We start from the raw sequence: 14,424 nt of genomic DNA on the forward strand, positions 1-14,424 counted from the left end.
GCCGCCCCCTCCGCCGCGGGCCGCTCATCCGCCGCCCCCTCGTCCGCGGGCCGCTCATCCGCCGCCCCCTCCTCGGCCGTCGACCGGACCGGGACCACCGCGCCGGCGACCGCGGCGGGGCATTCCCCGGCGGCCGCCGAGCGGTCCGAGAACCGCAAGCCCGTCATCCTCGCCGTGGACGACGACCCCCAGGTGCTGCGGGCCGTGCGGCGCGACCTGCGCAGCGCCTACGGGGACCGCTACCGGGTGCTCGGCGCCTCCTCGGCCGCCGACGCCTTCAAGATCCTGGACTCCCTGGACGAACGCGGCCACGACCCGGCGCTGTTCCTGGTGGACCAGCGCATGCCGGACGTGACCGGGGTCGAGTTCCTCCTGGAGGCCGTCAGCCGCTTCCCCGACGCCCGCCGGGTCCTGCTGACCGCCTACGCGGAGACCGACGCGGCGATCACCGCGATCAACCGGGTCCGACTGGACTACTACCTGCTCAAGCCCTGGGACCCGCCGCACGAGAGGCTGTTCCCGGTCCTGGACGACCTGCTCTCGGACTGGCTCGCCACCTACCGCCCCGCCTACGACGGCATCATCGTCGCGGGCCACCTGGTGTCGCCCGGCACCCACGCCGTCCGGGACTTCTTCACCCGCAACGGGCAGCCGTTCCGCTTCCTGAACGTCGAGCGCGACCCCGAGGCGCTGACCGTGCTCGCCGCCGCCGACCCCGACGCGGCGCTGCCACTGGTCCGCTTCCCGGACGGGACGGTGCTCTCCGCGCCGACCGATACGCAGCTCGCCCAGCGCCTGGGCCTGGCCACCACCGCCTCCCGCCCGCACTACGAGTGCGTCATCGTCGGCGCCGGCCCGGCGGGCCTGGCGGCCGGGGTGTATTCAGCGTCCGAGGGCCTGTCCACCCTCATGCTGGACTCCCGCGCCCCGGGCGGCCAGGCCGGCACCTCCAGCCTGATCGAGAACTACCTCGGGTTCCCCTCGGGCCTCTCGGGCGGCGACCTGACCCGCCGCGCCACCATCCAGGCCTCCCGCTTCGGCGCCGAGATCCTGCACCCCGTGGAGGTGGTCTCGCTGACCCGCGACGACCCGGCGAAGATCCTCACCCTGGCGGACGGCACGGAGATCAGCGCGGAGACGGTCCTGCTCGCCACCGGCGTCTCGTACAACCGCCTGCAAGCACCGGGGGCGGACCGTTTCGAGGGAGCCGGGCTCTACTACGGCGCGGCCACCACCGAGAGCTCGGCCTGCATCTCGCAGCACGTGTTCATCGTGGGCGGCGCCAACTCGGCCGGCCAGGCCGCGGTGCACTTCGCCAAGTACGCGGCCCGCGTCACGATCCTCGTCCGGGCGGCGTCCCTCGACGCCAGCATGTCCCGCTATCTGATCGACGAGATCGCCCGCACCCCGAACATCGAGGTCAAGGTGCGCACCACCGTCGTCTCGCTGGACGGCGACGAGCACCTGGAACGGCTGACCCTCCACGACGCCGACACGGGCGCCGACACCGAGGTCCCGGCCCGGTTCATGTTCACGTTCATCGGCGCCCGCCCCCACACGGACTGGCTGGCCGGGATCGTCGAGCGCGACGAGTACGGCTTCGTGCTCACCGGCTCCGACCTGATCTCCAACGGGGGCGAGCTCCCGGCGGAGTGGAGCCTCGAACGGGCACCGTACCCGCTGGAGACCAGCGTCCCCGGCGTCTTCGCGGCGGGCGACGTGCGTGCCCACTCCGTCAAGCGGGTCGCGTCGGGCGTCGGCGAGGGGGCGATGGCCGTCTCCTTGATCCACCGCTACCGCTCGATGGGCTAACCCCGCCGAGGACCAGCCGAGAGCGAACGGGCAATCCCCGGCGTTTCCTTGCGATCATGAGGGCAGCGGATGCAACGTTGATTACATGATTACACCCGAGCAGCAGACACAGCTCCGTACCTGGTTCGCGGACCGCCTGCCGGTGGACGTCTACGAGTCCCTGGTCTCCGTCACCGCCGACCGCGAGGAGATCACGGTCATCGGCACCCTCCCGGCGAACGAGTCGGTCAAGGACTTCCGCGAACGCACCCGCGAACAGCGCATCGAGGTGGCCCGCGAGGCGGAAGAGCTCTACCGCCGCAAGGTGTCCTGGGGCGTGCGCTCCGGCGACGAGACCACCCTGTTCACCCACCTCGCGGTCCCGGTGATGACACGGCTGCGCCAGTCCGAGCGCCAGGTGCTCGACACACTGGTCGCGGGCGGCGTGGCCCGCAGCCGCGCCGACGCGCTGGCGTGGTGCGTCCGCCTCGTCAGCCGCAACACCGACACCTGGCTCGCCGAGCTGCGCGAGTCCCTCGACACGGTCCAGCGGGTCCGCTCGCAGGGCCCCGACGTCAAGGCGGACATCAAGAAGTCCGACTCCGAATAGCGGAAATCCTCGCCGGGCGCGCAAGATCCCGGAAGGGTAGCCGGGACGGGACAACCGACCGCAGGGAGAGGCCCCACACGATGACCACCACCGTCGAATACATCCGCTACCGGATCGCCGCGGACGACCAGCCGGCGTTCGAGGACGCCTACGCGCGGGCGGCCGAGTCCCTGGCCGCCTCGCCCGAGTGCATCGACTACGAACTGGCCCACAGCGAGGAGGAGGCCGAACGCTACATCCTGCGCATCCGCTGGACCTCCGTCGAGGACCACCTCCAGGGCTTCCGCAAGGGCGAGCAGTTCCCGGCGTTCTTCGCGGCGATCCGCCCGTACTTGAACAACATCGAGGAAATGAAGCACTACCGGGTCACCGACGTCTTCGGCACGGGAAAGGCCGCCTCACAGTCATGAGCACCACGCCCGACACGACGCCCACCATCTACGAGTGGATGGGCGGGGCCGAGGCGCTGAGGCGCCTCACCGACGTCTTCTACGCACACGCCCTCCAGGACGAGATCCTCGCCCCGGTCTTCGCCGGCATGGACTCGAACCACCCGCAGCACGTCGCCATCTGGCTGTCGGAGGTCTTCGGCGGCCCCGCCGACTACTCGGCCCACCACGGCGGCCACCAGCACATGGCCACCAAGCACCTGGGCCGCGGCATCACCGAGCAGCAACGCCGCCGGTGGGTGGAGCTGCTGATGGACACGGCGGACGAGGTCGGCCTGCCGGCGGACCCGGAGTTCCGGGCGGTGTTCGCCTACTACATCGAGTGGGGCACCCGGATGGCCCTGATCTACTCGGGCCCCAACCCGCCGCCGGTCGACGCGGCGAAGATCCCCGTCTGGTCCTGGGGACAGACCCCGCCCTGGATCCCGAAGTCCTGATCCGGCCCGGGGCGCTGCCGGGCCCGCCCGGCAGCGCCCCGTCGGAACGGCTCGGCGCCGGCGGACCGGCTGGTCGGCGTAGGGGAGGCTCAGCCGCGCGGCGGCAGCTGAGCGGCGTGGGACGTGCGGGGACGGCTCAGCCGCGCGGGCGTCCGCGGGCCGGTCGGCGTGGGCGGCTCAACCGCGCGGGCGTCCCGCGGGCCGGTCGGCGAGCACCACCGTCAGCGGGGCCGCGCCCTCGCCGTCGCCCTGGCCCCGCCAGAAGTCGACGGCCTGTTCCAGGATCTCGCGCAGGGTCGCCCACTCGCCGGGCCGGGCCTGCGCGTAGTCGTGCCAGGACGTGACCGCCACCAGCCGCCCGGGCCCGTCCGGCAGCCACGACAGGTCGGTCAGCACGTCCGCCAGCGCGTCCCAGTTCCCCCCGAACCACTCCGGCACGCGCAGCGCGTCCCCGCACCGCCGCAGCAGCTCCGCCTTGCTCCCGACGCCGTCCAGGTCCAGCCGCAGCGTCGTCCAGCCGGCCTCCTCGGCGGCGGCCAGCGCCGGGCCCAGCGGTCCCGCTCCGAGGGTCATCGCAGAACCGCCTTGAAGGTGTCGTAGTGGTCGTCCGTGTAGAACAGCTCCCCGCCCGAGCCGGTCACGATCCGCCGGGCCCCGCGGTCGCGTTCCCCGGGTGTCCTCACGGTGAACTCGTGGTAGTAGCCGCGCTCGTGCCGGGGCAGTGCCTTCTCGAAGTTCCCGAAGACCGAGCCGTCCTGCCGGTACGGGTACGGGCCGCCCTTGTCGATCAGTGCCAGTACCTCGCGCGCCTGCTGCGGAAGCGCGTCCGCCCGTACGGTGGCCATCCCCTTGGCCCATCCGGGCACGCCTGTGCGACCCCCGTCGCCCGGGCCCGCGGTGCCGGGGCTCGCGGCCGCTCCGGTCCGCGCCGCGCCGGGCGTCTCGCCCCCGGGCGTCTTGCCGGCGCAGCCGACCGCGGTCACCAGCGCGGCGCACAGGAACAGGGCCCCCAGCGCACGCAGCAGCGATCGGGGCACGTTCCGAAGGATCATGCGCCGATCGTGCCAAACATCCGGTTCGTCCGCGAGCCGCCGGAAGCGTGCCGCGGAGAAGCGGGGTGTGAAGGAGCGGGGTGTGAAGACGGCTTAGAGCGCAGCCATCTTGGTGTAGGGGCTCAGGATGCGTTTTTGGACCGACCCGAAGTCGACGAGGACAGCGATCCCCTCCTCGATCCCGACGACACGGCCGAGGCCGTGCTCGTCGTGAGTGACCCGGTCGCCGACGCTGAACTGCCGGAGCGGCGGTTCCACGGGGGCCTTGAACGGGCTGGACGGCAAATGGCGGCGAGGTACTGCTGACTTAGTCATTGGGTCCAGTATGCGCCCAGCGAGCCGCCCCGCGGTCCGCCGTTCGGATCTCAATTGCGGCACCATCCCTACCGGGACGCCCCGGAGACGGGCCCGGCCGCCCTGCTCAGTCGTCGGGATCGGCCCGTTCCAGGGCCGGTCGCAGGCCCGGCTGCGACTCCGTCAACAGGTAGTCCGCCACGGCCGTGTCGGTGACCAGGCTGGTCACCAGACCCGACCGGAGCACCGCCCCGATCGCGGAGGCCTTGCGCAGCCCGCCGGCGATCGCGACCACCTCGGGGATCCGGCGCAGCCGGTCCGCCTCGACGGTGATGCAGCGCTCGCCGAGGTCCCGGCCGACCCGCCGGCCCTCGCTGTCGAACAGGTGCGCGGACATCTCGGCCGCGACACCGAGCGAGGCGTAGTGCGCCCGCTCCTCGTCGCTGAGCATGTCGTGCACGGTGGAGATGCCGGGCTCCCACGAGCCGATGGACACCGCGGCGACGGTCACCTTGTCGAAGTACTCGAAAGCCCGGGCGATGCCCGTCTGGCTGCGCAGCGCGGCCGCCGTCGCCGGATCGGGAAGCAGCATCGGGGCGTAGATCGGGTGCGCGTCCCCGCCCGAGACCTGGGCGGCACGGCGCACGGCCTCCACCGAGCCCCGCTCCGCCGTACCCGCGTCGTACACGCCGGTCAGCTGGACCACGGTGCAGGGAGGAAGCCGGTGCAGGGAGGCCGCCATGTGGATGGTCGAGCGGCCCCAGGCGAGACCGAGCACGTCACCCTCGTTGACCAGCTCGCCCAGCAGGTCGGCCGCGACCGCGCCGAGGTTCTCCGGATCCGGGGCGTCCTCGGTCGCGTCGGCCGGGGACTCGACCACCACGGCGTGCCTCAGCCCGTACCGGGCGCGCAGGGCGTCGGAGCGCTCGGCGTCCAGCTCGGCGGGGACCCTGATCTCGATCCGTACGAGGTCGCGTTCGAGGGCGGTCTCCAGGACCCGGGCCACCTTGAAGCGGCTCACGCCGAACTCCTCGGCGATCTGGATCTTGGACTTGCCCTCCAGGTAGAAACGGCGCGCCATGGCCGCCGCCTGCACCAGCTCCGCGGGTCCCATCCGCAGGGCTGACCGTCCCGCCGACATTGCAGACACCGCGTTCTCCTCACTGCTGTTCACACTCTCGACTCGCCGTTCATCCTGTCAGATCCGACGGCCGTTGATCAGCCTGTACAGCCCTCGTTCACCGAGCTGTTCATCAAGCCTTGGCCCCGTGGTCGCAAGCCCAGGGCGCCGCCGCGATCGCCGCACCCGCCTGCTCGCGCAGCGTCCGTACGGCGGCGGCCGGATCGGGCGCCCCGTAGACCGCGCTCCCGGCGACGAAGACGTCCGCGCCGGCCTCGGCGACCCGCTCGATCGTCGACGCCGATACCCCGCCGTCGACCTGGAGCCACAGCTCCAGCCCGTGCTTGGCGATCATCTCCCGGGTCCGGCGGATCTTGGGCAGCATGATGTCGAGGAAGGCCTGACCGCCGAAGCCGGGCTCGACGGTCATGATCAGCACCATGTCCAGTTCGGGCAGGATGTCCTCGTACTGCTCGATCGGAGTGGCGGGCTTGAGCGCCATGGCCGCCCGGGCACCCTTGGCCCGGATCTCCCGCGCCAGCCGCACGGGGGCGGCGGCGGCCTCGGCATGGAAGGTGACCGACCCCGCACCGGCCTCCACGTACTGCGGGGCCCAGCGGTCCGGGTTCTCGATCATCAGGTGCAGGTCGAGCGGAATGTCCGTCGCGCGGCTCAGGGACTCCACGATCGGCACGCCGAGGGTGAGGTTCGGGACGAAGTGGTTGTCCATGACGTCGACATGCAGCCAGTCGGCCCCCTCGACGGCCTTCGCCTCCTCGGCGAGTCGGGCGAAGTCTGCGGACAGGATGCTGGGATTGATCTGAACGGCCATGCCCCAAGCGTGCCATGCCGCAGGCCACATCCGGCCACGACCCCGCAACTCCCACTCCCGTTAGCCGCGCTTAAAGGGCTTCCCTCTTCACTTCACGCCTGCTTAATCATGGCCCCGCCTTCGGGCCCAGGCCCTTCATAGCGGCGGCGCTCCGCGCAGATGACGCATGAGCTGTTCCAGGGCGGTCCAGCTCTCGGCGTCCTCCCCGTCACCGAGCGCGTAGCAGTACCCCGGCCGGCCCCTGTGACCCAGCCGCACCGGCGGCTCCTTCAGCGGCGTCCTGCTCGCCGTGTCACGCCCCGCCTCTACGACCTCCGCGGGCCCGAGCACGAACGCGTACGGCAGCGGCGGGGGCTCGAAGCGCGGCGGCGCGCTCAGGTCCCGGCGTGCCTCACGCACCTGGCACATCATGGTCCTCAGTCCGTGCCGGGTCACCAGCTCGTCGGCCAGCTCCGGCAGCGCTTCCACCCCCGGCTTCTCATTCGGGCCGTACCCCACAGTGAGGGTGACGTCCTCCTCCACGCCCTCAGGGGTACGGATCACACGCAGGGTGGCGACGGCGGGCCGGTCCGGGCTGCCGACGACGACCGTCCAGGTCGGCCTCGGGGCGCGCTCGTACGCCAAGTCGGTCAGCTGCCGCCTGGACCAGACCAGTCCGGCCGGCTCCGAGGTCCCCCAGCCGGCGGGGGGAGCACCGGTCAGTGCCTGCCAGGCGGCTTCCACCGCACCGCCGAGAACGAGGTCCGCCTCGGCACGGTGCAGGGTACGGAAGGAAACGATGAGCTGACGCTCCCCGGTCGGCTCGGACGCGTGAAGGCGTCCGCCCCGGGGGTCTCGCCGCTCTCGTCCCGGTCCGGGGCGAAGGCGCCGTCCTGCCAGCGCAGTACCGCGCCGGTCAGCCCGTCGTAGTAGCCGCACCGCTCGTCCTGGACGACCCGGCGCGAGGGTGTGGACTGCAGCAGCAAGCGGGTGGGCGGGGAGAGCCGGCAGTGCGGCGGGGTGACGACCTGCAGGGACCGATCGCTTTCGACGGTGGCCCGCAGGGCCTCGGAGAGCCAGCTCGTCATGGGGACGACCGGCCGGTCCTGGAGGACGACGGCAGCCTCATCGGTGAGCATGTCGACGGCGGACTGAGCGGCGGTCCGGCCCGCCCGCGAGCAGCCCCGCCAGCTCCGCCGAGGACCATCGTGCCCGCCCACGTCGCGGCGCCGACCAAGCCCTCGCCGTACGCCGTGAACTCTTCCTCGAACTTGCCGCCGGCTTCGGCGTTCTTGCTCAGAACCCCTTGAACGCCATCCGGCTTGATGTCCCACGTCGACACGGTGCCCTACGTTCTGCAAAACGTCCCGCACTGACGTGCCACGTCTATCAACTCCACATTGCTGTCAGCAAAGTGAGTTTCAGTCACATCGGCACCTGTTACGGAGCAGTGACACGCGCGGGGGGGGCGTCGCCGGCACACCGTTGCGCCGTCGTCGTACGGCTCGCCCAGGCACGGGCGGCGGTGCCTCCCCGCCCGTGCCGGCTCGGCCGGGCAGAGCGCGGGGAGGCGGCCGGGGGAGGCCGTTACGCCGTGCGGCGGAGGAGGGCGAGGTACATGGCGTCCGTGCCGTGGAGGTGGGGCCACAGCTGGATGTCCGGGCCGTCGCCGAGCGCGGGGACGCCCGACATGTACGGGCGGGCGTCGATCAGTTCCGCCGACACCCGTGCCGTCGCGCCCGGGCCGCGGCCCTTGAGGACGTCGTCCACCACGACCCGGGTCTCCGCCAGGTGCGGCGAGCAGGTCGCGTAGCCCACGACGCCGCCGACCCGCACCGCCGACAGCGCCTCGCGCAGCAGCCCGCGCTGGAGCGGCGCGAAGCCCTCCAGGTCCTCCGGCCGGCGCCGCCACCGCGCCTCGGGGCGGCGGCGCAGGGCGCCGAGTCCGGAGCAGGGGACGTCCACCAGGACCCGGTCGAAGGATCCGGGCAGCCACGGCGGGCGGGTGCCGTCCGCCGCGATGACCCGGTAGGGTCCCGGGTTGCCGGCCAGCGCCTTCTCCACCAGCCGCGCCCGGTGCGGCTGCTTCTCTGAGGCGAGCAGGAACGCCCCGCGCTGCGCCGCCAGCGCCCCGAGGAGCGCCGCCTTGCCGCCCGGGCCCGCGCAGCCGTCCAGCCAGCGCTCGTCACGCCCCTCCACGGGCGCCGCCGCCAGAGCCATCGCCACCAGCTGGCTGCCCTCGTCCTGGACACCGGCGCGGCCCTCGCGCACCGCCTCCAGGGCGCCCGGCTCGCCGCCCTCGGCCATCCGTACCGCGTACGGGGACCAGCGCCCCGGCAGCGCCGACTCCTCGCCGACGGCCTCCAGCAGTTCCTGGGGCGTGGAGCGGCCCGGGCGGGCGACGAGGGTGACCTCGGGGCGCTCGTTGTCGGCCTCCAGCAGGTCCTCGATACCGGCGCGACCGCCGCCCAGGGCGTCCCACAGGGCGCTGACGACCCAGCGCGGGTGCGAGTGGTAGACCGCGAGGTGTTCCTCGGCGTCGTCCTCGTACGGCGGCGCGACCCGCTCCAGCCAGCCGTCCAGGTCGTGCGCGGTGATCTTGCGCAGGACGGCGTTCACGAACTTCGCGCGCCCGTCCCCGAGCACGACCCGGGCCAGCTCCACGCTCGCCGACACGGCCGCGTGCGGCGGGATGCGGGTGCCGAGCAGCTGGTGCGCGCCGAGCGACAGCACGTCCAGCACCGGCGGGTCGACCTCCCGCAGCGGACGGTCGATGCAGGCCTTGATCACCGCGTCGTACGTGCCCTGCCGGCGCAGCGTCCCGTATACCAGCTCGGTCGCGAGCGCGGCGTCGCGCGCCTGGAAGCTCTCGTCCTGGCGGGCCTTGCGCAGCAGCGGCGGCAGTACGAGGTTCGCGTACGCGTCCCGCTCGTCCACCGCCCGCAGCACCTCGAAGGCCAGCAGCCGGACGGGGTCCTTCTGCGGCCGGCGGTAGGGCTTGCCCTGCTTGCCGCCCTGGTTGCCGGACGGCTTGCCGCCGGACGGCTTGCCACTGCCGCCCGCCGCGTTGCGCCGGGGGGTCTGACGGGGCTGACGGGGCTGTTCGCTCACGTGAAAGGTGCTCCGGTTGTACGTGGTGCTCGGGGTGTGTCGACAGAGGTGGTGGGGTGCGGCGCGATCTGCGGGCGTGCGGCGCGAGATCCGCGGGGGTGCGGCGCGGCCGGTATCAGCCTACGTCTGCTGCGCCCAAGCGCTCGCCGGGCGCGATCCGCACCCCCCGCGCCCAGTCGGCGCCCTTCATCGGCTTCTTGCCCTGGGGCTGCACCCAGAGCAGTTCCACGGCGTGCGAGCCGGTGCCGACGTAGACGTTGTTCTTGGCCGGGGCCAGCACACCGGGCTCCAGGTCCGTGCGGTCGGGCACCGGGCCGACCGAGATCAGCTTGAGGCGTTCGCCGCGGAAGACGGTCCAGGCGCCGGGCGCGGGGGTGCAGCCGCGCACCACGCGGTCGGCGCGCAGCGCGGGGGCCTTCCAGTCGATCCGGGCGTCCTCGACCGTGATCTTGGGTGCGAGGGAGATCCCGTCGGCGGGCTGCGGCACGGCGCGCAGGGTGCCGTCCTCGATGCCGTCCATGGTCGCGGCGAGCAGGCCCGCCCCGGCGAAGGCGAGGCGGGTGAGCAGGTCGCCGCTGGTGTCGGTGGGGCGGATCTCCTCGGTCAGGTGGCCGTAGACCGGCCCGGAGTCCAGACCCTCCTCGATGAGGAAGGTGGAGGCGCCGGTGACCTGGTCGCCCGCCATGATCGAGTGCTGGACGGGGGCGGCCCCGCGCCACGCGGGCAGCAGCGAGAAGTGCAGGTTGACCCAGCCGTGCTTGGGGATGTCGAGGGCGCTCTTGGGCAGCAGCGCCCCGTACGCGACGACCGGGCAGCAGTCCGGCGCGATCTCGCGCAGCCGTGCCTGGAACTCCGGGTCGCGCGGCCGCACCGGCTTGAGGACCTCGATCCCGGCCTCCTCGGCGCGCTCGGCGACGGGGCTCGCCACGAGCCGGCGGCCCCGCCCGGCTGGGGCGTCGGGCCGGGTGACGACGGCCGCGACCTCGTGGCGCCCGGAGGCGATCAGGGCGTCCAGGGCGGGTACGGCGACCTCTGGGGTGCCTGCGAAGACCAGCTTCACTGGGTCCTACCTCGCTATCTCGGCTGTCAGCAGCGCACCAGTCTATGGGCCGCACGGCGGACGTCCCACTCGGTGCGCCCGGGGGCGTGCCCCGACCTGCGCGCCCCTCGCATATGCCGACACGCCCCCAGAGCGTGACCTGCACGACGGCTGCCGCGTTGGTCAAGAAAGATTGACCGAAACGGGCCGCGACCGAGAACGGTGTCCGCGGCCCCATCCGCTCTTACGCACCGGTTCGAGAGGCTTCTTCATGGCCGACCACGCCACCCACGACGCCCAAGCACGGGCCAGCCTGCACCTGCTGGTGCGGGACATCGAGCGGGTCCGCCGGCAGGTGGATGCTCTGCGCACGCTCACCGCCCAGCTCGGCAACGTGTACCGCCCGCGCCGCTCCGGTCCCTCCACGGGCTTCGTCGTCTACGGCCGGGCCCCCGCGCCCACCGTGCGGCTCGCCCAGGAACTGCGGGACAGTGTCGAGACGCTGGTCACCGCCGCGGTGGACTTCGACCGCTCGCTCGGCTTCTCCTGGGACGCCGTCGGCTCGGCGCTCGGCGTCACCAAGCAGGCCGTGCACCGCCGTTACGGGGCCCGGCGCGCCCAGGCCGCCGAGGCCGTCGAAGTGGCCGTCGACGGGACGACCACCACCCGGACCCTGGCGCCGCTGCCCACCGTCCCGGCGGCACGCTCCGTGCCGCCGCAGCCCGTACGCGAGGAGTCGGCGGCCGGGGCGCAGGGGGCGGCGGCCTCCCGCTCGCCCGCGTTCCCCGGCCCGCGCAACGGCTGACGCGCGGCCCGCCGCCGGGACGCCGACCCCCGACGGCCGGGCGCTCCCAGCCCCGCCCCGCCCCGCCCCCCGCGGGAGCGGCCCTCCCCCGAGGCCGCTCCCGCGGGGGGCGGCGGCCTGCCCGGGACCGTCTACGCCGCCCGCCGACGCGCGGGCATCGGCGCGGGCCGTCTACGCAATTCGCCCACGGGGCGCGTCCACGTGGTCCATGCGCGCGCGGGCCATCCACGCGGGGGCCGTCCACGCGACCTGTCTGCGCGGCCGCCGAGGCGCGACCATCAGCGCGGGCCGTCTACGGGGACCCGCCCACGGGGCGCGTCCACGCGCGGGCCGTCCGCGCGGGCCGCCGAGGCGTGAGCGTCTACGCGGGGCGTTCGCCGGAGGGCTTCCACCCCCGGGCCATCCACGGGGGCCGTCCACGCGCGAGCGTCTACGCGGGGCGTTCGCCGGAGGGCTTCCACCCCCGGGCCATCCACGGGGGCCGTCCACGCGCGGGCGTCTGGCCGGTCCGGCCGCGCGGGGGACGTGCGCGCGGGCCGGCTGCTCGGGCGCGTCCGGGCGGGGTCTGCGCCGTAGGGGGTGGCCTCAGCCGATGTCCGGCGGGTCGATCCTGATCCGGACCGATTCCGCGGGCGTCACCCCGCGCGCCAGCCGGGCGGCCTGTGCCTTCTTGAGGGCCCTCGCCAGCTCCGCCCCGCTTCCGGGCCGGACCCGGATCAGGACGCGCTCCCCCGGCGAAGGCTCCCCGCGCCGGCCCGGGAGCGGCACCGGCCCCAGGACCTGCGCGTCGGGCGGCAGCTCGGCGGCGGCGAGGAACGCCTCCAGCGCCTCCGGCCGCCCGGCCACCGCCGCCATCCGGGACACCGGCGGGAAACCCAGCTGGGCCCGCTCCGCGAGCTCCCGCACCGCGTGCCCCACCGGGTCCCAGCGCACCAGTGCCTGCACCGGCCGCAGCGTCGGCTCGGCGACGACCACCACCTGGCCCTCCCCCCGGACCAGCGAGGCGGCGCCGATCCAGCGCCGCAGCGCCTCCTCCCCGGCCCGCAGGTCGGGCCGGCCGAGCATGGCCCAGCCGTCCAGCAGCAGCGCCGCCGCGTACCCGGCGCCGGACGCGACGGGCTCCGCCCCGGGGGTGCACACCACCAGCGCGGGCCGGTCCGGCACCTCGTCCAGTACGTGATCGCGCCCGGAGGTGCGCACCGGCACGGCCGGGAACGCCCGCCCCAGCTCCTCGGCGGTGCGCCGCGCGCCGACGACCCGGGCCCTCAGCCGGAACGACCCGCATTCCCCGCAGTGCCACGACGGCTCCGCGCGCCCGCACCACCCGCACCGCAGGTCCCGCTCGTCCGGGGCCTCCAGGGGTCCGGCGCAGGCCCGGCAGCGGGCCGGCGCCCGGCAGCGCTCGCAGGCCAGCCGGGGTACGTATCCCCGCCGCGGCACCTGCACCAGGACCGGCCCGCTCCGCAGCCCCTCGCGCACGGTCTCCCAGGCGAGGCTCGGCAGACGGGCCGCCCGGGCGGCCTCGTCCCGGGCCAGCAGTTCGTCCCCGACGGTCCTGATCCGGGGCGCGCAGGCCCGTACCGTCTCGCGGTCGGCGACCAGCGGCCGCGCCCAGCCGGACTCGACGAGCTGGGCGGCCTCGACGGTGCAGCTCGTGCCCCCGGCCAGGAAGGCGCAGCCGTCGGTCACCGCGCGCAGTTCGAGTACCTCGCGGACGTGCGGGAACGGCGCGTGGTCGTCGCTGTGGCTGGAGTCCCCGTCGTCCCAGACGGCGACGAGCCCGAGGTCCCGCACGGGTGCGAACATCGCGGCGCGGGTGCCGATGACGGCCCTGACCGAGCCCCGGCTCACCGCAAGCCACTGGCGGTAGCGCTTCTCCGGCCCGGACTCGGCGGTCAGCAGCGCGTGCCGGCCCTCGCCGAGCAGGGCGGTGAGCGCCGCGTCCACCCGGGCGGCGGTCCGCCCGTCGGGCAGGACGGCGAGGGCGCCGCGGCCGGAGGCGAGGGTGGCGGCCATGGTCAGGGCGAGTTCACCGGCCCAGCCGGGGCCGGGCAGGGCCGTCCACACGGCGCGGGGGCTTCCGCCGCCCGCCAGGGCCCGCAGGAAGGCCGGGCCGGCCCCGTACCGCTGCCAGCCGCCGGGCTCGGGCGCCGGGGGCGGCGGCAGCGGCTCCGGCGAGGGCTTCGCCTCGGCGGCGGCCCGGCGCGGGGGCAGGGCGAGCTGGAGGACGTCGGCGAGGCTGCCCGCGTAGCGGTCGGCGACGGCCCGGGCCAGCGCCAGCAGGCCGGGGGTGAGCACGACCTCGGGCGAGACGACCTGGGCCAGGGCAGCCAGGGCCCCGTTGTAGTCGGACTCGGCGCGCCGCTCGATGATGTAGCCGTCGATCAGTCCGCCGCCCTCGCGGCGCCCGCCGTGCACCTGGTGGGCGCCCGCGCCGAAGCGGACGCGGACCCGTACGCCCGGTTGCGCGGCCTCGGCCAGCTCGGCGGGCACGGCGTAGTCCCACAGCTGGTCCAGGTGGAGCACGCCCTTGTTGACCAGGACGCGGGCGACGGGCAGTTCCTCGGCGAGGGCGGCCCCGCGCCAGGTCCGGGGCTTGGCCTTGGGTGCTTTGGCCTTCGCCTCTGCCACGATGTCCCGGATGAGCGCGAGCTGCTCCGGCGGGCCGCCGGGATCCCTCTCCCCGCCCCGCTGACCCGACTCGTCCGTGCTGCTCACACCAGCATTCTTACCAAACGCCACTGACACCCGGGCATGCGCGAGGCCCCGGACCGCAGGGTCCGGGGCCTCGTGTGCAGGCGTGACGCTTACAGGCCGGCGGCGGCGCGCAGGGCGTCGACGCGGTCGGTGCGCTCCCAGGTGAAGTCCGGCAGCTCACGGCCGAAGTGGCCGTAGGCGGCGGTCT

Annotated in this window: 14 protein-coding genes and 1 pseudogene; 5 read left to right on the forward strand and 10 right to left on the reverse strand. The window is 74.2% G+C overall.

The window, feature by feature from the left end:
* Positions 1-174: 174 nt before the first annotated feature.
* From ACIA6C_RS30875 to ACIA6C_RS30890, 4 genes are all read left to right on the forward strand, one after another.
* Positions 175-1,812, forward strand: a complete 1,638-nt coding sequence (locus ACIA6C_RS30875; RefSeq protein ID WP_399280863.1) for an FAD-dependent oxidoreductase — start codon at positions 175-177, stop codon at positions 1,810-1,812.
* A gap of 85 nt (positions 1,813-1,897) precedes the next feature.
* Positions 1,898-2,401, forward strand: a complete 504-nt coding sequence (locus ACIA6C_RS30880; RefSeq protein WP_361140033.1) for a hypothetical protein — start codon at positions 1,898-1,900, stop codon at positions 2,399-2,401.
* An 80-nt stretch (positions 2,402-2,481) separates the two neighbouring features.
* The gene (locus ACIA6C_RS30885) at positions 2,482-2,811 is read left to right on the forward strand and encodes an antibiotic biosynthesis monooxygenase family protein (RefSeq protein WP_329193613.1); all 330 of its coding nucleotides are present in this window, start codon (positions 2,482-2,484) and stop codon (positions 2,809-2,811) included.
* Complete coding sequence (locus ACIA6C_RS30890) at positions 2,808-3,287, forward strand: group II truncated hemoglobin (protein WP_361140036.1); 480 nt, start codon at positions 2,808-2,810, stop codon at positions 3,285-3,287. Before ACIA6C_RS30885 ends, ACIA6C_RS30890 begins: the two co-directional genes overlap by 4 nt.
* A 177-nt stretch (positions 3,288-3,464) precedes the next feature.
* Here ACIA6C_RS30890 and ACIA6C_RS30895 read toward each other — a convergent pair whose 3' ends face one another.
* The 9 genes and pseudogenes from ACIA6C_RS30895 to fmt form a co-directional block, all read right to left on the reverse strand.
* Positions 3,465-3,860, reverse strand: a complete 396-nt coding sequence (locus ACIA6C_RS30895) for a barstar family protein (protein WP_399280841.1) — start codon at positions 3,858-3,860, stop codon at positions 3,465-3,467.
* On the reverse strand, positions 3,857-4,339 hold the full coding sequence (locus ACIA6C_RS30900; RefSeq protein ID WP_399280843.1) for a ribonuclease domain-containing protein: 483 nt from the start codon (positions 4,337-4,339) through the stop codon (positions 3,857-3,859). Before ACIA6C_RS30900 ends, ACIA6C_RS30895 begins: the two co-directional genes overlap by 4 nt.
* A gap of 93 nt (positions 4,340-4,432) precedes the next feature.
* Entirely contained in the window at positions 4,433-4,654 is a 222-nt protein-coding gene (locus ACIA6C_RS30905) for a CarD family transcriptional regulator (RefSeq protein ID WP_031145007.1), read from the reverse strand.
* Between the two features lie 106 nt (positions 4,655-4,760).
* Complete coding sequence (locus ACIA6C_RS30910; RefSeq protein WP_366082872.1) at positions 4,761-5,774, reverse strand: sugar-binding domain-containing protein; 1,014 nt, start codon at positions 5,772-5,774, stop codon at positions 4,761-4,763.
* A gap of 112 nt (positions 5,775-5,886) precedes the next feature.
* On the reverse strand, positions 5,887-6,585 hold the full coding sequence (gene rpe, locus ACIA6C_RS30915; RefSeq protein ID WP_329193621.1) for a ribulose-phosphate 3-epimerase: 699 nt from the start codon (positions 6,583-6,585) through the stop codon (positions 5,887-5,889).
* A gap of 135 nt (positions 6,586-6,720) precedes the next feature.
* Positions 6,721-7,703 (reverse strand): annotated as a pseudogene (locus ACIA6C_RS30920) (DUF6177 family protein).
* Positions 7,649-7,906, reverse strand: a complete 258-nt coding sequence (locus ACIA6C_RS30925; RefSeq protein WP_399280846.1) for a DUF6507 family protein — start codon at positions 7,904-7,906, stop codon at positions 7,649-7,651. Before ACIA6C_RS30925 ends, ACIA6C_RS30920 begins: the two are co-directional and overlap by 55 nt.
* Positions 7,907-8,151: 245 nt before the next feature.
* The gene (locus ACIA6C_RS30930) at positions 8,152-9,675 is read right to left on the reverse strand and encodes an RsmB/NOP family class I SAM-dependent RNA methyltransferase (RefSeq protein ID WP_399280848.1); all 1,524 of its coding nucleotides are present in this window, start codon (positions 9,673-9,675) and stop codon (positions 8,152-8,154) included.
* Between the two features lie 115 nt (positions 9,676-9,790).
* On the reverse strand, positions 9,791-10,735 hold the full coding sequence (gene fmt / locus ACIA6C_RS30935) for a methionyl-tRNA formyltransferase (protein WP_399280850.1): 945 nt from the start codon (positions 10,733-10,735) through the stop codon (positions 9,791-9,793).
* A 250-nt stretch (positions 10,736-10,985) separates the two neighbouring features.
* Between fmt and ACIA6C_RS30940 the strand changes: the two genes are divergently transcribed.
* A complete protein-coding gene (locus ACIA6C_RS30940) occupies positions 10,986-11,519 on the forward strand; it encodes a hypothetical protein (protein WP_399280852.1) in 534 nt (177 codons plus the stop codon).
* 585 nt (positions 11,520-12,104) lie between these two features.
* Here the strand turns inward: ACIA6C_RS30940 and ACIA6C_RS30945 are convergent.
* The gene (locus tag ACIA6C_RS30945) at positions 12,105-14,237 is read right to left on the reverse strand and encodes a primosomal protein N' (RefSeq protein WP_399280854.1); all 2,133 of its coding nucleotides are present in this window, start codon (positions 14,235-14,237) and stop codon (positions 12,105-12,107) included.
* Between the last annotated feature and the right edge of the window lie 187 nt (positions 14,238-14,424).

The organism is Streptomyces sp. NPDC051578, from assembly GCF_044454045.1.
Lineage (GTDB): Bacteria > Actinomycetota > Actinomycetes > Streptomycetales > Streptomycetaceae > Streptomyces.

Coding starts and splice junctions, on each gene's coding strand:
- ACIA6C_RS30880 (WP_361140033.1), top strand. CDS start 1,898: ATGATTACACCCGAGCAGCAGACACAGCTCCGTACCTGGTTCGCGGAC.
- ACIA6C_RS30885 (WP_329193613.1), top strand. CDS start 2,482: ATGACCACCACCGTCGAATACATCCGCTACCGGATCGCCGCGGACGAC.
- ACIA6C_RS30890 (WP_361140036.1), top strand. CDS start 2,808: ATGAGCACCACGCCCGACACGACGCCCACCATCTACGAGTGGATGGGC.
- ACIA6C_RS30895 (WP_399280841.1), bottom strand. CDS start 3,860: ATGACCCTCGGAGCGGGACCGCTGGGCCCGGCGCTGGCCGCCGCCGAG.
- ACIA6C_RS30900 (WP_399280843.1), bottom strand. CDS start 4,339: ATGATCCTTCGGAACGTGCCCCGATCGCTGCTGCGTGCGCTGGGGGCC.
- ACIA6C_RS30905 (WP_031145007.1), bottom strand. CDS start 4,654: ATGACTAAGTCAGCAGTACCTCGCCGCCATTTGCCGTCCAGCCCGTTC.
- ACIA6C_RS30910 (WP_366082872.1), bottom strand. CDS start 5,774: ATGTCGGCGGGACGGTCAGCCCTGCGGATGGGACCCGCGGAGCTGGTG.
- rpe (WP_329193621.1), bottom strand. CDS start 6,585: ATGGCCGTTCAGATCAATCCCAGCATCCTGTCCGCAGACTTCGCCCGA.
- ACIA6C_RS30940 (WP_399280852.1), top strand. CDS start 10,986: ATGGCCGACCACGCCACCCACGACGCCCAAGCACGGGCCAGCCTGCAC.